Genomic DNA, 20,467 nt, shown 5'->3' on the forward strand with positions numbered 1-20,467 from the left:
TCGCCGGCAACCTGACCGCGCTGGCCGAGCGGCGCTCGCGCGCGGCCGCTTCGAGGAGGCCGCCGGCTCGGCCACGGGGGCGCTGGCGATCTACGACGACCTCTCCGAGCCCGACCACACGCCTGCAGCCCGCGCCCGCTTCGCCCTGGCGCGGGCCCTCGCCGCCGACGCGCCGGTCGCCCCCGCGAACGCCCGCGAGCTCGCCGAGGAGGCGCTCGCGGCCTTCCGCGCCAAGTCGCGTGCGGCCGACGTCCGCCGCGTCACCGCCTGGCTCGCCGAACACCAGAAATCCGAGTCAGGTCCGTGACGGTCGGCGCGTATCCTCCCGCCGCATGTCGATCCCGACCCTCGCGTCCTACTCCCTCCTCGGCCGCAGCGGCCTGCGCGTCAGCCCGCTGTGCCTCGGCACCATGACCTTCGGCACCGAGTGGGGCTTCGGCTCGCCGCGCGACACCGTGTTCGAGCTGCTCGCCCGCTACCTCGACGCCGGCGGCAACTTCATCGACACCGCCGACGGCTACACCGGCGGCACCAGCGAGAAGCTCATCGGCGAGTACCTCAAGGACAGCGGGCGCCGCGAGCAGGTCGTGCTCGCCACCAAGTTCTCCTTCAGCGTCCAGCCCGGCGACCCCAACGCCGGCGGCAACTCGCGCAAGCACATCCGCCGGGCCCTCGACGCCTCGCTGCGGCGCCTGCAGACCGACTACGTCGACCTCTACTGGCTGCACGCGTGGGACGGCCTCACCCCGGTCGAGGAGGTCATGTCGACCCTCGACGACCTCGTGCGCGCCGGCAAGGTCCGCTACATCGGCCTGTCCGACGTGCCCGCGTGGTACCTGCGCGCGCCCAGACGATCGCCGAGCTCCGCGGCAGCGAGCGACTCGCCGGCCTGCAGCTCGAGTACTCGCTGGTCGAACGCAACATCGAGCGCGAGCACATCCCCGCCGCGCTGGCTCTCGGCCTCGGCCTGTGCCCGTGGAGCCCGCTCGGCAGCGGCATGCTGACCGGCAAGTACGGCCGCGCCGGCGTCCGCGCCGAGGGCGAGGGCCGCCTGGTGATGATGCAGAGCAGCGGCAACCCGGCCTTCGAGAAGCTGGTCTCCGAGCGCAACTGGCAGATCGTCGACGTCCTCGTCGAGGTCGCGCGCGAGCTCGGGCGCTCGCCGGCCCAGGTCGCGCTCAACTGGGTCACCACCCGCCCGGGCGTCACCTCGACGATCATCGGCGCCACCAAGCCCGCGCAGCTCCAGGACAACCTCAATTCGCTCGAGTTCACGATCCCCGCCGAACTCGCCGCGCGGCTCGAGGCCGCCAGCCGCCCCGAGACCGTCCACCCCTATCACTTCTTCTCGCCCGGCATGCGCGGCATGCTCACCGGCGGCACCGCGGTGCAGTCCGCCCCGGCCTGGTACTGGCCGCGCTGACCCGCATCGCGGGCGCGCGTCCCGTCGCGGACGCGCGCCCCGCGATTCAGTACACGAACGGCACGATGCGGTACGGCACCTTCTCGCAGTAGCGGTCCCAGTCGGCGCCGTACTTGCGCTGGCACATCGCGTGGTCGCGGCGCTCGCGGTTGAGCAGCAGCGGCGCGAAGTAGATGAAGTAGAAGTACGGCACGACGCTGCCGACCCCGCACGCGAGGCACCACGCGAGCGCCATGGTGAGGTCGCCGAGGTAGTTGGCGTGACGCGCGAGGCCCCACCAGCCGGACAGCAGCAGCTTGGTGCCGCGGGCGGTGTCCATGGCGACGGGGACCTCGCCCCAGATCGGGCGCCGGGGATCGCTGCGGAACCGGGTCTTCTGCAGGTTCGAGCTGCGGAACACGTAGTAGCCGGCGAAGTTCATGACGATGATCGCCGCCGCCGCGAGGGTCGGCAGCTCGGGCCGGACCGCGAGCACGTACTGCTGCTGCAGCGTGAAGTTGAACGGCATCCACGCCAGGAACGCGAACCACAGCATGAAGCCGAGGTTCTCCTCGATGATGTCGATGGTCGACAGCAGCGCCACCTCGAACACGAAGAACTCGAAGATGTAGAACAGCTGGCACAGGCTGACGACCAGCATCGCCGTCGACAGCTCGCCGTGCTGCTGCAGCTCGGCCGCCGGCATCAGGATGGCGAAGGCGCCCCACGTGCCCATGCCGATGCGCGACTCGAAGAAGAACTTGAGGTCGTGGCGACCGATCCGCGGGTTCTGGATCGCGCCCATGTAGAAGTCGTAGACCGGGTTGCCGGTGCTGCGCTCGAGGTGCGCCCGGCGACGGCCGGCGACGTACGTCGACGCCGCGGCGCCGATCGCGAACGCGACCGAGATCGTCAGCAGCGGCCCGAGCTGCCCCAGCACGGCGACGGGAGACACCACGTCGGCGGCGATGCCCGCCACCAGCAGCCCCACGGTCAAGCCGAACGCGACCAGCCCGTTGAGCCGGTACTCGGCCCGCTCGCCGGTTTCGGTCAGCCGCCCGTGCACCACCCGCCCCGGCACGACCACGTACAGCAGCGCCTGCAGCCCGAGCCAGCCGGCGAACATCGCCGCGGCCTCCCACGTCGGCGCCGGGACCATCGCCCCCAGCTCCGCGAGCGAGCGCGGCAACCACAGCGAGCCGCCGTGCTGCGCCACCGCCGACCACAGGTAGAACGTGACCGTCGGCATGACGATCGTCAGCAGCAGCGCCCCCAGGGGCCGCCGAACTGGTCGGGTCGGGTCTTGTCGTGCGCGGGCTCCGAATGGCCGGTCGTCATCGGCACGGACGATAGTGGCCGGCGCCGCGAATCTCCAGCCGGCCGGACCCGACGCGAGGCCATGCCCGCCGACGTCGCGCCTCACCCTCGCGACCCGCGCGACGCGTCCGGGCGCGCGGGCCCTCGTCCGCGCCCTGTTCGACCGCGCCGCCGCTCATGGTGATCCCGAGCACGACGCACGCGCCGGGTAGATCTCCCGGCCCCGTGCCGCGGTCCCCGCGATTCGCGCGACCGCGGCTCCGGCACGAGCCGCAGCCACCTGCGCTTCGCCTCGACAGGACCACCGCGAGATCCCGAGCGCGACCAACACCCGCGACGGCCCCGCGCAGACCGCCTGCCACGCCGCCGCGACGACGAACTTGCGCAGCCCCCCGGACCCCGCTCCGTCCCGCCGCCGCGCCGGCGCCGTCGTGCGGCGCCGATCACCGCCCGACGCCCCGTCGCGGCCTGTCACTTCCATCATGTCCTCTCAACCAGGGCCGAAAGGACATGTTTCATCCGCCATTCTCGGACGGACACCTCAGAATTGCCCGCTCGGCGCAGCTCGGAGAGCTCGAGCCCGGCCGTCTCGCGCAGCCAGTGCTCGATCAGGCGGAACGACACCGACAGCGGCGGCGGGAGCATCAGCGACCCGTCGGCCAGCGAGCGCACGATCTCGTCGGCCGTGAACCACCGGGCGGCCTCGAGCTCCGGGCCCACGCGCAGCTCCGGGCCCTGCGCCTCGGCGGTGAAGCCGAGCATCAGCGACGCCGGGAACGGCCACGGCTGTGACGAGTGGTAGTCGCACTCGGCCACCACCACCCCGCTCTTCGAACACCTCGCGGCGGACCGCGTCCTCGAGCGTCTCGCCGGGCTCGACGAACCCTGCCAGCGTCGAATAGCGGTTCGGCGGCCAGCTCGCCTGGCGCCCGAGCAGGCACGCGTCCCGCCAGCCGACGATGACGATGATCGCCGGGTCGGTGCGCGGGAAGTGGACCACGCCGCAGGCCGGGTTGGTGCAGCGGGCCTTGTGCCCGGCCGCCACGAAGATCGTCGGCGACCCGCACGCGCCGCAGAAGCGGGCCCTGGACTGCCAGTGGAGCAGGCCGCGGGCGTACGCGAACAGCCCCGCGTCGAAGGCCGGCAGCGCCAGCCCGGCCGCGCGCAGGTCCATCCATTGTCCGCCGAGCGCGCTCGCCAGCGGCTCCTCCTCGTCGCTCGCGTGGGCGACCGCGAAGTGGGCCACCTCGTCGGCCTCGCCGAGGTACCACACCGGCGCCGCGCCCAGCCACGCCGCCCGCTCCGCCTCCGCGAGCTGTCGCAGCCCGCGGCGCGCCGCGTCGACCAGCGCCTTGCCGTCGGGCCGCACCACGGTGAACCGCGTCGTCGCGGCGCTCCTGCGCGTCTCGATGAATTCCTGTTCGTCGCGGCGCTCGCTCGCGCGGTCGAGCGCCAGCCCGGCGAACACGTTGTTGCGACTGCGGGCGCTGGTCGGCACGGTCAACCTCTCCTGCGCGCGCAGCCGCGAGCGCGCGCGGTACATGGGACGCGGATGCATGGGCGGCGGGCAGCATGCCGCGTCCGTCCGCGCCGCGCCAGCAGCCCCGCCCTCGAACCCCCGCGACGCCCGATTCAGGCCCGATCGGCCCATGGGCCGCGCCCGCGGCGACCCCGCCGGTGAGCCCGCGCCATTGTCATGACATGTCCCATCGGCCATCCCCACATTCACCGCTCCGCACCCGCGAATCCGCATCGCGCACGGCACGCAGGGCGCCCGCATCCGCGGGAGGTGTCGCCGACAAACCCCTGAACAAAAGACTAGCATCGGCGCGCGATAACGCGTACAAGGGGCGCGGAGACACCCCACATGTCGATCACGTTCTACTACAACCCCATGTCCTCGGCCTCTCGCGTCCAGCTCACCCTCGCGGAGCTCGACATCCCCCACGAGAAGGTGTTCGTCGACCTGAAGGCCCAGGATCAGCGCAAGCCGGAGTTCCTCGCGCTCAACCCCAACGGCAAGATCCCGACGATCGTCATCGACGGCCAGCCGATGTTCGAGTCGATCGCCATCCAGATCTACCTGGGCGAGCGCTTCGGCGTCGAGCGCGGCCTGTGGCCGGCCCTCGGCTCGCGCGAGCACATGCAGGCGCTCACCTGGCTGTGCTGGGCCCAGGTCTCGCTCGGCACCCCGCTGTTCACCTACATGCACAACACCAGCGAGTGGGCGCCCCCCGAGGCGCGCAACGCCAAGCAGGCCGAGACCTCTCTGGTCGAGCTGCACAAGGCGCTCGCGGTCCTCGACGCCCGCATCGGCGAGGTCGGCAACATCGTCCACGACAAGTGGACCCTCGTCGATTCCGACGTGTGGAGCGTGCTCGGCTGGGGCCTGCAGATGGCCAAGGTCGACCCCTCCAAGTACACGCACCTGAGCGCCTGGCTCGAGCGCGGCGCCAAGCGCCCCGCCGGCTGCGCGCAGATGGCCGCCGAGCAGTCCCACTGAGCCCGTCGGTGCGAGTCGCAGGATCCTCGCGGGGACGACACCGCAAGCGTCCTGTGATTCGCACCCGCCGATCGGCGCGAATCGCATGACCTTCGCGGGGACGACACCGCAAGCGTCCTGTGATTCGCACCCGCCGATCGGCGCGAATCGCATGACCTTCGCGGGGACGACACCGCGAACCTCCGGCGATCCGCGCCCGGGATACGATGACCCGGGGACGCCGGCAGATCCGACGATTCGCCTCAGCCGCTCAGGACCGCCGGCGCCGCCACGCCAGCAGACCGAGGCCGAGCAGCGCCACGCTGCCCGCCGGCGAGCCGTTCGCGTCGCACTGGCAGCCGATCTCGCCCTCCGCCTGGCAGGTGTTGCCCTCGCACGAGGCGCTGCCCTCCGCGTACACCTCGATTTCCAGGAGCGCCTTCAGGGCGTCGACGCAGGCGTCGAGCTGATCGCCGACGTCGACGAATTGCCCGTCGCAGAACAGCGCGCCCTCCGGCCGCTGGCAGTGCAGCTTGCAGCCGCCCTCGAGGTCGGCCCGGCAGTTGGCGTAGCCGCCCGCCTGGCAGTCGATCTGGCAGTCGAGGTCGGCCTGCGCGTCGCACGAGCCGGTGCAGGCCGCCTGGCACTTGGCCTCGCAGTCGACCTCGGGCGGCGTGACCTTGCACTGCCCGTCGCAATCGGCCGAGCACGTCGCCTCGCACGAGCCCTTGCACTCGGCCATGTTCTCCGAAGCCGAGCAGTGGCCGTCGCAGTTGGCGCTGCAGTCGGCCTGGCACTCGAGCTGGCAGTTGAACTCGCCCGGATCGACCTCGCAGTCGGCCTGACAATCGGCCTCGCAGCTGCCGACGCACTCGACGCTGGCCTCCGCGTTGCACTCGCCCGCGCACTCGGCCCGCAGCTCGGCCGCGCAGGCGGCGGTCAGGCTCACCGGCTTGCACATGCCCTCGCACACGGGGCCGACGTAGATCTCGCACTCGGCCCCGCCTTGCACGAAGATCTCGCCGCACGGCGCCAGCGTCGACGCGGCCTGGACCTCGGCGGCCAGCAGCAGCGGGGTCGCAAGAGCCAGGGTGTGGAGGAGGACGGAGAATGTGCGTCGCATGATGAGACCTCGTGGGAAGCGTCGATGCAATTGCACGCGATCGACGGCCGGGCCAGCGCCGAAGCGTGCGCTGAAGCTCCGCCGAGCGAGCCCAGCCGTGATGATGCCGTCCGTGCAACGGATGAACTCGAGTCTCTCGCGACACACCGGGCAGCGAGCGGGCGACGAACGAGCAGCCGAGGCCGCCCGAAGCTCCGCCGACCCCGCCCGGCGCAATTCGCGGCCCCGCCGATCTCCACGCGACGATTTCCGATCTCCCCGCTCGCGTCGACGTCCTCGCCCAGCGCCCGCCGATCGGCCACCCGATGATCCTTCTCTTCACCGCCATCGCGAGCTTGCCGCGTCCTGAGCGCGAGCTCGCTACGCGCCGCGCAATCGCAGGGGGTCGCCGCTGCGGCTCGCGTCCTGAGCGCGAGCTCGCCGCGCAGCGACGCGCCGCGCAATCGCAGTGCGTCGCCGCTGCGGCTCGCGTCCTGAGCGCGAGCTCGCGGCGCAGCGACGGACTGCGTAATCGCAGGGGTCGCCGCTGCGGCTCGCGTCCTGAGCGCGAGCTCGCGGCGCAGCGACGCGCCGCGCATTCGCAGGGGGTCGCCGCTGCGGAGTCACCCCGCTCGTTCGCCGCCTCGTCGTGTAGACACGGTGGCTCGTCGTGCTCGACCCGATCGCTCGCGGCACCACTTCCCGGATCGCTGTCGCTATTCCGGTGCGCCTCCGTGAATCACTCGAGTACCCGCAGCGACATCCGGCGCCACGCGGGCACATCGCTCGATACACACGCACCTTGCGGGTCGAGTGATATGGATCGAGATCGCTGAAGCCCGGGCGCGCACCGAGGAATGCGTCGAGCACCCGCGCGACCGCGAGCGACCGCGCCCAAACCCCGTGCCAGCCCTCATCGCCGGCCGTCGCGGGGTCGAGCGAGGGCGCGCATCACCGCGGCCCCGCGCGGCCTCGTTCACGCTCTGCGCAGGCAGGTCGCTCACCTCGAGCGAAAAACGATCGGTAGCATCGGTGCAATGGCCTTCTTCACCCTCCTGGCGCTCGCGCTCTCCAGCGCTCCCCCGAAGCCGCGACCCCTGCCACCACCGACTCCGCGATCGCGACCTGGCAGCCGGCCGCCGAGCCGACCACCGCCGAGTCACCTGTCTCTCAGGACAGCCCTCCAATGCCACCGCCGAGCCCGCTGCGCCGACCGCCGCAGCTCCTGCCTCCCCGAGCGCACCAGCTCGCCCCTGTCGAGGGCAAGCCGCCCGACACTCCGCCCGTGGTGCGGGCTGCCCCCGGCAACTGGGGCATGACCTTCATCTTCGGCGGCCTCGGTCCGCTGTCGGTCGCGGGCCACGGCGATCAGCCGCTGGCCGACGGCCTGATGTTCACCGAGATCGGCGTCCGTCGCGTCTTTAAACGCTTCGTCCTGCCGTTCTCGTTCGGCGCGGGCATCACTCATCGCACGCGCGAGGGCACCACTCGCCCCGAGATCTCCGCCGGCGTCAGCGGCTCGATCGCCGTGCTCAAGGGCTTTCGCGTGTGGCGGCGGATCGCCCCGTACACCGGCGCCTTCCTGCACGTCCATTACATCGACGCCCCCGGCCCCGACAACTGGCTCGTCAACCTCTCCGTCGGCCCGATCCTCGGCATCGAGTACTACCTCGCCGATCGCGTCAGCCTCTACGGCCAGGGCGTGTTCGCCATCGGCCCCGACATCACCCGTCAATCGGTGCAGGTGGTCGCGCGAGCGATGATGGCCGCCGGCGGTCAGCTCGGCCTCACCTTCTACTTCTAAAGACATGTCCCTTCGGACACGTCACCCGGCGCTCCGGCCGGTTTGCGGGCGCCGGTGCGGCGTGCCACGCTTGTGCCCCGTGACTCGCCGCCTCTGCCGCGTCGCCGCGGTGCTGCCCGTCGCCTGCGCCGGCTGCATCTTCCCGCTCTCGCCCGACCCCACGGCCACCGACGCGAGCACCGCCACGCCCGGCACCGCCGCCACGAGCGACGATGATCCGGCCACGAGCGCGCAGGCCTCCGCCACCGCTGCAGATCCCACCACCTCCGGCGCACCGACCACCGGCCCCGACGACACCGGCGACGACTTGCCCGATCCGAGCGGCCCCGACCTCACCGGCGACGACCCATCACTCGAACCGGTCGTCACCGAGGTGTGGGACTTCGAGGCCATGGACCTCGGCGACGTCGACGGCGACGGCCGCCTCGACCTCGTCACCGCGGGCACGGGTGCGCCGCCGCGCGTCACGGTCTACCCGGGCCGCGGCGACGGCACCTTCGACCGCGACGCCGCGGTCGACACCGCGCTCTTCACCTTCTCGCAGTTCGTCGTCGCCGACGTCACCGGGGACGGCCGCGCGGACGTCCTGGCCCATGGGACAGGTAGCCCCCCGCGCATCACCGTGTACGCCGGCGGTGACGACCTCGCCTTCGCCGAGCTCGCCACCACCGAGCTGTTCGAGTTCGACCACATGCACGCCGGCGACCTGACCGGCGACGGTCACGCCGATCTGCTCGTCGGCAGGGGTGAAAGCCCCTCGCCGTGGATTCAGGTGTGGCCGGGCACCGCCGACGGGATCGCCGACGCACCTGTCTTCGAGGCCAGCCCGTGGACTTACGCCCTGCTGCGCAGCGGCGACGTCACCGGCGACGGCCACGTCGACCTCGTCACCGCTGGCGCCGGCTTCCCGCCGCAGCTCGCGTCTACCCCGGCGACGGCGCGGGCGGGGTCGGCGAGCCCGCGGTCGCCGAGGTGTTCGAATTCTCGTGGCTCGACCTCGGCGACATCGACGGCGACGGCCGGGCCGACGCCGCCACCGACATCCCGAACAACGCCTGGCGCTTCCAGTTCTACCTCGCCGCCCTGACGGCTGGAGCCCCGCCATGGCCCGTGACGGCTGGGGCTTCCTGGGCTTCGAGCTCGGCGACGTCGACGGTGACGGACGGGCCGACCTCGTCGCCCACGCCGCCGGCTACCCCCCGCGCGTCGAGGTCTACCTCGCGTCCTCGCTGCTGTGAATGCGGCCCGCGCTCAGCCCAGCGCCGCGAGCATCGTCGGGTTGTCGATATGATAATAGACGCCCGCGACTTTGCCGTCGCGGATGTGCCACACATGGGCGATGGGCACGTCGAAGCGGCGGCCGTGCGCCTTCTCGGTCCCGCGCGAGCGGCCGAGGGCGACCACGTGGTCGCCGGCGTCGATGAAGCGCTCGAGCGCCAGCGTCGAATCGACCGAGCGCAGGAGGCGGGCGAAGAACTCGCGCACCCCTGCCTCGCCCTCGTAGTGATCGCCCCACGGCAACTCGCGGGATTGATCGATCTGCGCCGCCGGTGCGTGAAGGGCCAGCGCCGCCCCCAGGTCGCGTCGGGCGTACGCCGCGTACACCTGCTTCACCACCTCGACGTTGTCGCGCCCGGGCGGGGCGCCCGGCATCCACTCGATGTGCTGCTCGCCGCGGCGGCCGTGGTAGATCACCTGTCTCCCGCCGATCCACACGTCGTAGCCGACGCAGCCGGCGGCGCGGGTGCGGCGGACGAACTCGGGGTATTTCACCTCGCCTCGCTGGGCCCCGCGCACCGCGGCCTGGACCGCGGCGCCGTCGAACGCGTCGGCGATCGCCGGCTCGCGCAGCGCCAGCGCGAACGTGTGGACCTGGTCGTCGGTCGTGTAATACGTCGACCGGCCCGCGCGGTAATCGACGTGGTACGCCTCCACCCCGGCCGCGGTCAGCCGCTCGACCACTGTCCCGAAGTCGATGGTGCCCGCGTGTGACTGGCGGGCGCAGTCCTCGATCGTCCGATCGTTCGCGCTCTGATTCGTCATGTCTCGCACTCCTGGCCCCTCAATCGAGCGGGGCGCTCGTGAGGTGATGGGTCTGCGCGAGCTGCTGCAGCACGCGCAGCAGCTCGTCGCGGACCGGTGGCGGCAATTGGCCGAAGAACTCGTGGTCGTTGGCGTCGGCCAGGCGGGCCAGGCGCGGCACCAGGGCCTGCCCGGCCGTCGTCAGGGCCACCGCCTGCTGTCGGAGATCGACCTCGGACGGCCGACGCGTCGCCAGGCCCTTGTCCTCGAGGCGGTCGATCAGCTTCGACACCGCCCCCTTCGTCATCCCCAGGGATTTCACCAGCGCCCCCGGAGATCCGCTCCCGAGGCGGTACAGCTCGCGCAGCACGACCCACTCGGACACACTCACGCCCTCCGCCTCGACCTTGAGCCGAAAGGCGTGCGAGACCTGGTTGGACACCAGCCGCAACCAGTATCCGAGGTGCGCCTGGAGCCCGCTGACCTCCTCCCGCCCGCTCGTCGTCATCGCTGGGTCATACTAGTTTCCTTGGAAACTAACGTCAAGCACTTCCGGTATGATCGCCTCATGAGGCGCGAAACCGCAGGGGCTGCTCGGCGGGGCGGCCGTCTCGCCGTCGGACCATCGGTCGCTGGCGGGGCAACGGAACGCCGTACGTATGGCTTTGCGGTTCCCGCTGGGGAATACTCGCCGACGGGAGAAGCTCCAGGGAATGGATCAGTTGTTGGCGATCCGGGTCTTCACGCGCGTCGTCGAGGCCGGCAGTTTCACCAAGGCGGCGGCCGCGCTGCAGCTGCCCAAGGCCACCGTGACCAACTGGTACAGGGGTTGGAGGCGCGGCTGCGGGTGCAGCTGCTCGAGCGGACCACGCGGCGAGTCACGGTGACGGCCGACGGGGCCGCCTATTACGAGCAGACCGGGCGCCTCCTCGGCGAGCTGGAGGACATCGAGGCGACGCTGAGCAGCGCGCACAAGAGCCCGCGGGGCAAGCTGCGGGTCGACCTCAGCAGCATCACCGCCAGCCTGCTCATCGTGCCGGCGCTGCCGCGGTTCTACGCGCTCTACCCCGACATCGAGCTCGAGCTCGAGGCCAGCGACCACGTCGCCGACGCGATCGCCGACAACATCGACTGTGTCATCCGCGGCACCGCGTACGACCTGGCCCACGTGTCGCGCAAGCTCGGCGCGCTCCGCTGGGTCACCTGCGCCTCCCCGGTTACCTCGCGCGCCACGGCGCGCCGCAGCACCCGCGCGACCTCGACGGCGACCACTTCATCGTCGCGTACGTCCCGCCGCGGACCGGCCGACCGATGGTGCTGCACTTCGAAGAGGCGACGAGACGCTCGCCATCAAGGGCCGCCGCCGCCTCGCCATCAACGACAGCAACCCGCACCTCGCCGCCGGCGTGGCCGGCCTCGGGGTCCTCCAGATCCTCGAGTGCATGGCTCACCGCCACCTCGAGCGCGGCGAGCTCGTGCCCGTGCTGACCGACTGGCAGCGCCCGCCTCACCCGCTCTACCTCGCGTACCCGCAGAACCGCCACCTGAGCACCAAGCTGCGCGTGTTCGTCGATTGGGTCGAGGCGCTGTTCGCCACCGACCTGGGGAAGTTCTCGGACATGTCCTTCAAGACATGTCCGTAGAGCCATCAAAAGCCGCGCCCGACCGACGTCGTGCATTCATCCCGCCGCCGCGCCCCGCGCCCCGCCCGCACGCGACGGCCGGTCTCATCATTCGCGCCGGAGCCGGCCCAGAGCGCCCCCGTGGCCGCGCGCCCGCCCGCCAGGCTCGCTTGACGGGGGTGCCGGCGATGCTACGAACCTGCGCGGTCCACCTGCCGAGCGGAGGAGCGCACATGACGTCGAAGCGGGACAAGGAGCGTAGCGAGCGAACGACCAGCGCGGGCGAAGAAGACGAGGGGCTCTCGCAGTCGACCCGGCGGGCGAAGTGGATCCACTCGGTCGACGAGCACGAAGACCGGCCCGGCCAGACCCTGGCCACGCGCAACCACGACGTCATCTGCCGCTGGGCCGAGGAGCGGCGCGCGAACCCGGCGACGGTGAGCAGCACCGAGCACGGCGGGCGGGCGGGCGTGCTCCGCTTCGACTTCCCGGGCTTCGGCGGCGAGAACCTCGAGGAGATCGAGTGGGACGAGTGGTTCAAGCCGTTCGACGAGCGGCGGCTGGTGTTCCTCTACCAGGAGCACAAGGCCAGCGGCGAGCCCAGCAACTTCTTCCGCCTCGACCATTCGAACCGCGAGGACGCCTAGGTCGCTTTCTGTCCTGGATGACGGGCCGCGGTGAGGCGAGCGGCGCGGGAACGCGCGATGCTTCGAGCATCGCGTCGCACCACCGGTGTCATGGCGGTCGCGGTCGTCAGCGACATCCGCGTCGTGAGCGGCCGGCCGCGGGCGCGTCGATCCGCCGCCCTGGGTCCGCCCGCTACCTCCGGCGTCATGTCGAAGACTCCTTGGCTTGTGTCCTTCCTGCTCCTGCTCGGCGCCTGCAACCACCTCGGCGAGAACACCGAGACTGGGCCCTGCTACTACAGCCCCGAGGTCGAGGTGCCGCGCGCCGATTACGACGCCGCCGAGGACGACGGCGAGCTGTCCACAGACGAGTGTGAGGCGCTGTGCAACGAGTACCTCGACGTCGAGGAGTCCGGCGGGCCCGAGACCGTGGACGCGCCCGAGTGCATCGTCGAGACCGTCGGGAGCAAGTTCGTCACCATGGAATGCCGGGTCGAGACCGGGTGCGCGTGAGACCGCGGCTCATCCGCTCGGTTGCACGAACATCAGGAAGATGGCAATCGCGGTCGCCACGAAGGCCGCGAGCAGGAGCAGCGGTTGACGCGCTTCGGCAGAGAAGTCCACTGTCAGGACGCTAGCAGAGTCTCGCCGGACGCGGGCGAGGCCGCGACATCGAGTCGCACCGCGAGCGCCGCGTCGTTCGTGTGACGCGCCAAGGCGGTGCGTGCGGCGACGCGAGGATGACACACGGACATCGGGACGCCTCCGTGCTACGCGAGCGTCTCGACGGATCCAGGCCGCTATCATTGCCGGCCTCTCGTGCCATTCGCGGATCGGCCCTGCAATTATTTCTGCCGCTCCGGCTATGCACATACCGCGCGATCCGGCGACGATGAGCCCCGCAGCTCGTCACCGCCGCAGCGCGCTCACGCGCCGCTCGTGACCCGCGCGATCGCGTCGAGCAGGTCCTGGGCCTGGAACGGCTTGGTCAGGAACGCCAGCGCGCCGGCGCGGAAGCACTGCTTGCGCACGTCGTCGTCGCCGTGGGCGGTGAGGACCACGACCGGCAGCCGCGACGCGCGGCGGCCGAGCTCGACCAGCAGATCGACCCCGCTCATCCCCGGCATGCGCACGTCGAGGACCAGCGCGTCCATCGCCGCGACCTTGCCGGCGGCCAGGAACGCCTCGGCCGACGCGAACGTCTCGACGTTGAAGCCCGTCGACCCCAGCAGGTTGCCGAGCGAGCGGCGCAGCGACGCGTCGTCGTCGACGATCGCAATCAACCGTTCGTCGGTCATTTCGCTCGTCCTTCGTCGGCCGCTTCGAGGTGCCCGAGGCGCAGGGCGAAGCGCACCAGCTCGGCGACCGAGCCGGCCCGCATCTTCTCCATCACCTTCGCCCGCTGCTCCTTCACCGTCGCCTCGCGCGTGCCGAACTCCGCCGCGATCTGCTTGTTCAGCTGGCCGGCCACCACCCCGCGCATCACCTCGCGCTCGCGGGCCGTGAGGGACTCGTGGCGGGCCGTCAGCGCCGCCAGGTCGTCGCGCTCGATGCGGGCCAGCCGGTCGCGCTCGATCGCGCCGCGGACCGCCGCGATCAGGTCGGCCGGCTGGAACGGCTTGGTCATGAACTCGACCGCCCCCGCCTTCATCGCCCGCACCGACATCGGGATGTCGCCCTGCCCGGTGAGGAAGATGATCGGCAATCCGACCCGCGCGTCGGCCAGGCGGCGCTGCAGCCCCAGGCCGTCGAGCTGCGGCAGCTTGACGTCGAGCACCGCGCAGCCGCGCGCGTCGGAGCGGTCGGTGGACAGGAAGCTCTCGGCGCACGAGAACGTCTCGACCTCGAGGTCGACCGACGCGAGCAGCCGGCTCAGGCTCGTGCGCACGGACGGGTCGTCGTCGACGACGAACACTTTCGGGGCCGCGGGAGAGGGGGTCGAGGTCGCGTTCATCAGGAGCTCCGCTGCGAGGGGCGTGAGATCGCCGTGAGCGAGAAGCCGAATGTAGCACCGATGCCGGACGGGTTGGGGCGGGCCCATGGACGTCCGCCGTGGCGCTCGATGATCGAGCGGCTGATCGCCAGCCCCATCCCCAGGCCGTGCACCTTGGTGGTGTAGAACGGCTGGAACAGGTTGGTCAGATCGACGCTGTCGATGCCGACGCCGCAGTCCTCGACCTCGACGACGACCGACGCCTCGGCCTCGCCCCACTCGACGAACGTACGAACTGTGATGCGGCGACGACCGGGTTCGACGTCGCGCGAAGCGTCGTTCGCGTTGAGGACCAGGTTGAGGACGACTTGCTGCAGCTGAACCTGGTCGCCGACCACCGCCGGCAGGTTCGGCTCCAGCGCCGTCTCGAGCACCACCTCGGCCTGCAGCAGCTGGCGGCGCACCACCGGCAGCACCCCGTGGACGACCGCGGTGAGGTCGCAGGGGTTGGTCTCGATCGACGAGCGCGACAGCAGCGCCCGGATCCGCCGCAAGATCTCGCCGGCGCGGCTGCCCTCGCTGGCGATCGCCGCTAGCGACTCGCGCACGTTGTCGAGCTTCGGCTGCGGCGCCGACAACCAGTTGGTGCACGCCGCCGCCTCGGCGATGATCGCGGTCAGCGGCTGGTTGATCTCGTGGGCGATCGAGGCCGCCAGCTCGCCCAGCGTGGTGATGCGAGTGACGTGGGCGAGGTCGGTCTGCGCCCGGTGCAGCGCCGACTCGGAGCGCTCGAGGTCGAGCTCGGCCCGCCGCCGCGCCAGCGAGTTGGCGAACACCTCGCCGAGGATCCGCAGGCGCTGGCGGATCGGGCCGGTCCATTGTTGATAGCGCGAGGTGCACGCCAGGTTGAGCGACGCGATCGTCACCCCGCCGACGATCAGCGGCAGGCCGATCACCGACTTGATGCCCATCGCCGCCAGCGCCAGCTGCTCCTCGCGCTTGTGCTCCGGCATCAGCTTCACGTCGTGGACCGGCACGTCCTCGGCGCGGCGCATCTCGTCCACGCTGTCGGGGAACATCGTGACCGTGTTCGGCGGCAGCGCCACGCCCGACCTGGCCCACGTGTGGGTGGTGATCGCGTCGGCGCCCGTGTGCGAGAACCAGAAGATGAAGATGCTGTCGACCTCGAAGAAGCCGCCGACCTCGGCCAGCGCCTTGTCGATCTCCGCGTCGAGGCGGTCGGTCGGCGCCGCCGCCAGCCGGCTCGAGATCGACGAGCGCAGCGCCCAGAAGCGGACCCGCGAGTCGAGCTCCATCTCGGCCTGCTTGCGGTCCTCGATGTCGGTGCTCGTGCCGTACCACTCGACGATCCCCTGCTCGTCGTACAGCGGCTGCACCCGCGTCAAGAACCAGCGATAGGCCCCGTCGGCGCGGCGCAGGCGGGCCTCGAACGAGCCCGGCTCGCCCGACTGCACCAGCCGCTGCCAGTGCGAGCGCGCCGCCTCGGTGTCGTCGGGGTGGGTCGCGCTCGGGTGGCGCTGCGCCTGCGCCTCGCGCAGCGACAGGCCGGTGTAGTCGAGCCACTGGCGGTTGAAGAACAGCGCCGAGCCGTCGGGCCCCGCCGACCACGCGAGCGTCGGGATGGTGTCGATGATCCGCGTCAATCGGCTCTCGGAGCGGCCGACCTCGGCGTACAGGCGCGCGTTCTCCAGCGAGATCGCCGCCTGCGACGCCAGCAACGTGAGCACCGCGATCCGCTCCGACGTGAAGGCGTGCGGCGTCAGCGTGTTCTCGAGCAGCAAGATCGCCACCAGCTGCGACTGCTTGGCGATCGGCAGGCACAGGAGCGACCGGCAGCGGTGCCTGGCGATGTACGGGTCGCCCGCGAACGGGTGCGCCTGCAGGGCGTCGTCGAGCAGCACGCTGTCGCGGGTGCGCACCACGTACTGAATCACCGTCTCCGGCAGCGCCTCCGCCGGCGCCGCCGCGCCACACAGCTGCACCGCCACGCCGTCCTCGCAGGTCGTCGCCACCGCGGCGACCTCGAGCTCGCCGCGCGCCAGAGTCACCAGCACCCCGCGCGTCGCCCCGGCGCTCTCGACCGTCGTGCGCATGAGCGCCTCGATCAGGCGCTCGAGCACGATCTCGCTCGACAGCGCCTGCGACGCGCGGAGCACCGCCGCGACGTCGAGCCGCTCGAGCAGCCCCTCGCCGGTCGACACCGGCGAGCGACCGGCCCGCAGCCGCCGCGCCAGCAGCTCGACCTTGCCGCGCGCGCCCCAGCGGTCGTAGAGCGCCTGCGCCTCGCGGGTGTACGCCGCCGCGATCGTGGCGAACCCGCGGCGCTCCCAGAAGCGCCCCGCCAGCTCACCCGCGACCGCCTCGAGCTGCACGAAGCCGTCCTCGCGCGCGCGCCGGATCGCCTGCTCGTAGAGCCGCTCCGCCGCCAGCTCGCGGCCCTGCAGGCGCGCCAGCTCCGCCCCGACCAGCGCCACCTGGCAGCCGAACGTCTGCGGCGACTCCTCGGCCCACAGGCCCAGCTGGGCGTGGTGCGCCGCCACCCGCTCGACGTGCTCGCTCCCGTCGCAGACCGCCGCGTGGGCCAGCGCCGAGTACAGGTGGAACTCGGCCTCCTCGTAGAACCGCGCCGCCACGTCGAGGCACTCGCGCGCGCGGGCGGCCGCGGCCACCGCCTCCTCGTAGCGCTCGCGGTGGAAGCAGCCCTGGAGCTCGCGGACCCACCGGAACACCGCGAGCAGCGCGCCCGAGTCGTACGGGTCGCTGAAGCGGCGCTGCTCCGGCGCCTCGTCGCCGCCGAGCGGCGCCCGCAAGGTCCGGATCAGGTCGAGCTGGGCGCCGATCAGCTCCATCGCGAACGCCGAGCCGGCCTGACGGGCCACGCCCAGCGCGCTCTCGGCCTCGCGCAGCACCTCGGCCAGCGGCGTGCCCGCGGCCATGAGGAAGCTGATCGCAAACCCGCCGCAGTACGCCGCGTAGGGATCGCCGCTCTCGAGCGCCTTGTCGCGGGCCCGCTTGACGATCGGGTGGCAGGCCCGCAGGTGGCTGGTCCACGGGATCACGTTGATCGCGTACACCATCAGCACCCGCGCCGCGTAGCGGTCGAGCCCGCGCGTCTCGACCAGGTCGGCGCTCAGGCGGCCGAACCGGTAGCCGTCGCGGTACGCGGCGAAGCGCGGACCTATCATGCTGGGCAGCAGCGAGAAAGCCAGCGCCGAGCCGTCGGTGTTGCCGTACTCGAGGCTGAGCAGGACGATGTGGATGATGAGCAGCGCGTAGAGGTCCTTGTCGACGAAGTACGTCGGCGTCGCCGCCAGCGACAGCACGTCGATCACGGCCCGGCGCCGCGGGTCGGTCATGAGCGGCAGATCGAGCAATGCTTCGATCGAGCGCTCACCCATGCGCTCGCGCATACCTTCGTAGTGCGCGCGCACCTCGTCGCCCGTCAGCGCGGCCGGCAGGACGACGCCGACCCCGCGCAGGTAATCGCGGCAGATCGGCACCACGCGGTCGAACCGATCGGTGGTCGTGTACAGGTGGATCTGCATGCACACGATCGCCGCCAGGTCGACCGGGTCGGTCACCCGCGCCGCCAGCCACGAAAGCCGCGTCTCGGCCGGAGCGGTCGCGCCGCTCAGCCACTCGCACTCCGCCAGCGCCAGCTCGATCGGGAACGCCAGCGCCCGGCGCCGCTCCCACGCGTCGGCCGGCAGCAGCGCGTGGGCCTGCGTCAGGTACTTGAGCGCCTGGGCGTACGCGCTGGCGGCCTTGGCCCGCCGGCCCGCGAGCAGGTTCAGCTCCGCCAGCAGCAGGCGCTCGTCGTCGTCGACCACCAGCGCCGCGCCGCCGTTGTACTGATTGACGATGTCGAACACCGCCTCCTCGCGCCGCTCGCCGGGCGTGCTGGCCAGCAGGCGCTGCGCGATGCGCCGGTGGGCCACCGCCCGCTCCGCCTCGCCGAGCAGCGCGTACGAGGCCTCGCGCACGCGGTCGTGGAGGAACGTGTAGGCGCCGTCGAGCTGGTACACCAGGCCCGAGCGGATCGCCTCCGCCAGCGCCGCGTGGATGTGTTCGCCGTGGACGGCCTCGAGGGTCCGCGCCGACGCCGTGCGGCCGAGGCAGGCCAGGTCCTTCAGCGCCTCGCGCGTGGCCGTGGGCAAGCCGCCGAAGCGCGTCAGCATCAGCTCGACGACGTTGTCGGTGAAGTTCCGGGCCTGGATCCGCGCGACATCCCAGGTCCAGCTGCCGCTCGCCGGGTCGACGCCGATCAGCGCGTCGTCGTAGAGCGCGGTGACGAACTGGATGGTGAAGAACGGGTTGCCGCTGGTCTTCTCGTAGACGAGCCGCGCCAGCGGGCGCACGTGCTCGCGGCCGCAGCCCAGCGCCCCGGCGAACATCTTCTCGACGTCCTGCACCTGCAGCGGCGGCACGGCGATCTCGCGCAGCGTCGCGCCGGCGGCGGTCATCCGCTCGAGCGTCCGCGCCAGCGGGTGATCGGCGCCGACCTCCTGGTCGCGATACGCGCCGATGATCAGCAGGTGCTTCACGTCGTCCTGGCGGACCACGTGCTCGAGCAGCGCCAGGGTCGCCTCGTCGGCCCACTGCAGGTCGTCGAGGAACAGCACGAGCGGACGCTCGGCGGTGGCGAGGACCGCGAGGAAGCGGCGGAACACCGCGTAGAAGCGGTTGTTCGCCTCCTCCGGGCCGAGCTCGGCGACCGCCGCCTGCTCGCCGACGACCAGCGCCAGCTCGGGCACGAGGTCGACCATCAGCTTGCCGTGCGGCCCGAGCGCGCGCTGCAGCGACTCGCGCCAGCGCCCGACCTCGCCCTCGCTCTGGGCCAGGATCCCGCGCATCACCGTGCGAAAGCCGTGGGCGAACGGCGCGTACGGGACGGCGCGGGTCGACTCGTCGGCCTTGCCGCTGGCGAACAGCGCCCGCGCGGGCAGCAGCTCGCGCCGCAGCTCGCCGACCAGCGACGACTTGCCGGCGCCCGGATAACCGCTGACGAGCACCAGCTCCTTGGCGCCGCCCGACTCGACGCGGGCGAAGCTCGCCAGCAACGCGTCGGTCTCGCGCTCGCGGCCGTACAGCTTCTCGGGCACGCGGAGCCGCCGCGCCACGTCCTGGGCGCCGAGGCGGAACGGCTCGACGCGGCCGAACGACTCCCACTCGGCGAGGCAGCGCCGCAGGTCGGTGAGCACCCCGCGGGCCGACTGGTAGCGGTCCTCCGGCGCCTTCGCCAGCAGCTTGGTGACGATCGCCGACACCGGCCGCGGGATGTCCGGCAGCAGCTCGTGCGGCGGCCTCGGCTCGCGCGCCAGGTGCCCGTGCAGCAGCTCCGCCGGGTCCGTGGCGCCAAACGGCAGCGCCCCGGTGAGCAACTGATAGAGCGTGACCCCGAACGAATACAGATCGCTGCGCGCGTCGATCGACCGGTTCATGCGACCGGTCTGCTCCGGAGCCACGTACGCCAGAGCGCTCGCCGGCCTGAGCCCGCCCGCGCTCTGCTGCTCGCGCAGCGCCAGCGAGGCGACCCCGAAGCCGGTCAGCCACACCGCGCCGGCGCGGGCGTCGACGAGGATGTTGGCCGGCCGCAGATCCTTGTGGGTGATGCCGCGCTCGTGCACGCGGTCGAGGGCGATGCCGAGGCCGATCGCCACCCGCAAGAAAGCGGTCATGTCCCACGCGCGGCCGACGAGGCGCTCCAGCAGCTCGCCGCCCGGGTCGCGCAGGACCAGCGCGAGCCGCCCTCCGTCGCGCGCGAGGCCCAGCGGCTGGGCCCCCCACGACGGCTCGATCGCCTGCCGCAGCGCGTGCTCGTGCTCGAGGCGGGCGACCGGCCCGAGCGCGATCAGGACGGCCGCTCCGTCGCCGCGCCGGACCCCACGCGACAGCGCGACCTCGCCGTCTTCCCACAGCCGCTGCAGGCGCTCCACATCGACGGCCATCGGCTCGCCGCCGGCTCCCCCAGGACTCTCGAGCGTGGTCTGTGCCATGTGTGTGGCCCGCGAACGCGCGATCGTCCGGGCGAACCGGAGTCTAACCGAGGGCGACGAACCCCGACTCTCGTGAAACCCGACCTTGGTCGGGTAGCCATCCGCCGGCGCGGGATCGGGCCCCGGTCGCGCAGGCGGCC

Annotated in this window: 15 protein-coding genes and 2 pseudogenes; 9 read left to right on the forward strand and 8 right to left on the reverse strand. The window is 71.9% G+C overall.

Going from position 1 to position 20,467, the window contains the following annotated elements; genetic code table 11:
- Positions 1-332 precede the first annotated feature (332 nt).
- Positions 333-1,423 (forward strand): annotated as a pseudogene (locus OV079_RS59025) (aldo/keto reductase).
- Between the two features lie 46 nt (positions 1,424-1,469).
- Here OV079_RS59025 and OV079_RS33550 read toward each other — a convergent pair.
- Positions 1,470-2,825, reverse strand: coding sequence for a phosphatidylethanolamine N-methyltransferase family domain-containing protein (locus tag OV079_RS33550; RefSeq protein ID WP_267773337.1), 1,356 nt, complete (start codon positions 2,823-2,825; stop codon positions 1,470-1,472).
- Positions 2,826-3,260: 435 nt separating this feature from the next.
- A complete protein-coding gene (locus OV079_RS33555) occupies positions 3,261-4,277 on the reverse strand; it encodes an NADH pyrophosphatase zinc ribbon domain-containing protein (protein ID WP_267773338.1) in 1,017 nt (338 codons plus the stop codon).
- Between the two features lie 309 nt (positions 4,278-4,586).
- Between OV079_RS33555 and OV079_RS33560 the strand changes: the two genes are divergently transcribed.
- Positions 4,587-5,222: a glutathione S-transferase family protein gene (locus tag OV079_RS33560; protein WP_267773340.1), complete on the forward strand. Its 636-nt coding sequence runs from the start codon at positions 4,587-4,589 to the stop codon at positions 5,220-5,222.
- Positions 5,223-5,472: 250 nt separating this feature from the next.
- Here OV079_RS33560 and OV079_RS33565 read toward each other — a convergent pair whose 3' ends face one another.
- Positions 5,473-6,324 (reverse strand): MYXO-CTERM sorting domain-containing protein, encoded by an 852-nt coding sequence (locus OV079_RS33565; protein WP_267773342.1) that lies wholly within the window; start codon positions 6,322-6,324, stop codon positions 5,473-5,475.
- A 1,264-nt stretch (positions 6,325-7,588) separates the two neighbouring features.
- Between OV079_RS33565 and OV079_RS33570 the strand changes: the two genes are divergently transcribed.
- The 3 genes from OV079_RS33570 to OV079_RS33580 all read left to right on the forward strand — a co-directional run bounded on the left by OV079_RS33570 (position 7,589) and on the right by OV079_RS33580 (position 9,345).
- Complete coding sequence (locus tag OV079_RS33570) at positions 7,589-8,107, forward strand: hypothetical protein (RefSeq protein WP_267773344.1); 519 nt, start codon at positions 7,589-7,591, stop codon at positions 8,105-8,107.
- Between the two features lie 79 nt (positions 8,108-8,186).
- Positions 8,187-9,194, forward strand: a complete 1,008-nt coding sequence (locus OV079_RS33575) for an FG-GAP repeat domain-containing protein (RefSeq protein ID WP_267773346.1) — start codon at positions 8,187-8,189, stop codon at positions 9,192-9,194.
- 16 nt (positions 9,195-9,210) lie between these two features.
- The gene (locus tag OV079_RS33580; RefSeq protein WP_267773348.1) at positions 9,211-9,345 is read left to right on the forward strand and encodes a hypothetical protein; all 135 of its coding nucleotides are present in this window, start codon (positions 9,211-9,213) and stop codon (positions 9,343-9,345) included.
- Between the two features lie 13 nt (positions 9,346-9,358).
- Here OV079_RS33580 and OV079_RS33585 read toward each other — a convergent pair whose 3' ends face one another.
- Positions 9,359-10,150, reverse strand: coding sequence for a nuclear transport factor 2 family protein (locus OV079_RS33585; protein ID WP_267773350.1), 792 nt, complete (start codon positions 10,148-10,150; stop codon positions 9,359-9,361).
- A 19-nt stretch (positions 10,151-10,169) separates the two neighbouring features.
- Complete coding sequence (locus tag OV079_RS33590) at positions 10,170-10,637, reverse strand: MarR family winged helix-turn-helix transcriptional regulator (RefSeq protein ID WP_267773351.1); 468 nt, start codon at positions 10,635-10,637, stop codon at positions 10,170-10,172.
- Positions 10,638-10,842: 205 nt separating this feature from the next.
- Here OV079_RS33590 and OV079_RS59030 point away from each other — a divergent pair, with 205 nt between their 5' ends.
- From OV079_RS59030 to OV079_RS33605, 4 genes and pseudogenes are all read left to right on the forward strand, one after another.
- The gene (locus tag OV079_RS59030; protein WP_420829441.1) at positions 10,843-11,016 is read left to right on the forward strand and encodes a LysR family transcriptional regulator; all 174 of its coding nucleotides are present in this window, start codon (positions 10,843-10,845) and stop codon (positions 11,014-11,016) included.
- 146 nt (positions 11,017-11,162) lie between these two features.
- Positions 11,163-11,772, forward strand: a pseudogene (locus OV079_RS59035) (LysR substrate-binding domain-containing protein).
- A gap of 212 nt (positions 11,773-11,984) precedes the next feature.
- A complete protein-coding gene (locus tag OV079_RS33600) occupies positions 11,985-12,398 on the forward strand; it encodes a hypothetical protein (RefSeq protein WP_267773353.1) in 414 nt (137 codons plus the stop codon).
- Between the two features lie 207 nt (positions 12,399-12,605).
- Positions 12,606-12,890, forward strand: a complete 285-nt coding sequence (locus tag OV079_RS33605; protein WP_267773355.1) for a hypothetical protein — start codon at positions 12,606-12,608, stop codon at positions 12,888-12,890.
- 413 nt (positions 12,891-13,303) lie between these two features.
- On the opposite strand, the gene OV079_RS33610 is transcribed toward OV079_RS33605, so the two are convergent.
- The 3 genes from OV079_RS33610 to OV079_RS33620 are packed head-to-tail and all read right to left on the reverse strand — an operon-like array spanning position 13,304 to position 20,279.
- On the reverse strand, positions 13,304-13,675 hold the full coding sequence (locus OV079_RS33610) for a response regulator transcription factor (RefSeq protein WP_267773357.1): 372 nt from the start codon (positions 13,673-13,675) through the stop codon (positions 13,304-13,306).
- On the reverse strand, positions 13,672-14,331 hold the full coding sequence (locus OV079_RS33615; protein WP_267773359.1) for a response regulator transcription factor: 660 nt from the start codon (positions 14,329-14,331) through the stop codon (positions 13,672-13,674). Before OV079_RS33615 ends, OV079_RS33610 begins: the two co-directional genes overlap by 4 nt.
- Positions 14,331-20,279, reverse strand: a complete 5,949-nt coding sequence (locus OV079_RS33620) for an AAA family ATPase (protein ID WP_267773361.1) — start codon at positions 20,277-20,279, stop codon at positions 14,331-14,333. Before OV079_RS33620 ends, OV079_RS33615 begins: the two co-directional genes overlap by 1 nt.
- Positions 20,280-20,467 lie beyond the last annotated feature (188 nt).

Source organism: Nannocystis pusilla (genome assembly GCF_026626665.1).
GTDB lineage: Bacteria > Myxococcota_A > Polyangia > Nannocystales > Nannocystaceae > Nannocystis > Nannocystis pusilla.

What these genes read in the sequence shown, in the direction of transcription:
- OV079_RS33585 (WP_267773350.1), bottom strand. Translation starts at nt 10,150, where the DNA reads ATGACGAATCAGAGCGCGAACGATCGGACGATCGAGGACTGCGCCCGC.
- OV079_RS33555 (WP_267773338.1), bottom strand. Translation starts at nt 4,277, where the DNA reads ATGCATCCGCGTCCCATGTACCGCGCGCGCTCGCGGCTGCGCGCGCAG.
- OV079_RS59030 (WP_420829441.1), top strand. Translation starts at nt 10,843, where the DNA reads ATGGATCAGTTGTTGGCGATCCGGGTCTTCACGCGCGTCGTCGAGGCC.
- OV079_RS33590 (WP_267773351.1), bottom strand. Translation starts at nt 10,637, where the DNA reads ATGACGACGAGCGGGCGGGAGGAGGTCAGCGGGCTCCAGGCGCACCTC.
- OV079_RS33560 (WP_267773340.1), top strand. Translation starts at nt 4,587, where the DNA reads ATGTCGATCACGTTCTACTACAACCCCATGTCCTCGGCCTCTCGCGTC.
- OV079_RS33580 (WP_267773348.1), top strand. Translation starts at nt 9,211, where the DNA reads ATGGCCCGTGACGGCTGGGGCTTCCTGGGCTTCGAGCTCGGCGACGTC.
- OV079_RS33620 (WP_267773361.1), bottom strand. Translation starts at nt 20,279, where the DNA reads ATGGCCGTCGATGTGGAGCGCCTGCAGCGGCTGTGGGAAGACGGCGAG.
- OV079_RS33565 (WP_267773342.1), bottom strand. Translation starts at nt 6,324, where the DNA reads ATGCGACGCACATTCTCCGTCCTCCTCCACACCCTGGCTCTTGCGACC.
- OV079_RS33610 (WP_267773357.1), bottom strand. Translation starts at nt 13,675, where the DNA reads ATGACCGACGAACGGTTGATTGCGATCGTCGACGACGACGCGTCGCTG.
- OV079_RS33600 (WP_267773353.1), top strand. Translation starts at nt 11,985, where the DNA reads ATGACGTCGAAGCGGGACAAGGAGCGTAGCGAGCGAACGACCAGCGCG.
- OV079_RS33615 (WP_267773359.1), bottom strand. Translation starts at nt 14,331, where the DNA reads ATGAACGCGACCTCGACCCCCTCTCCCGCGGCCCCGAAAGTGTTCGTC.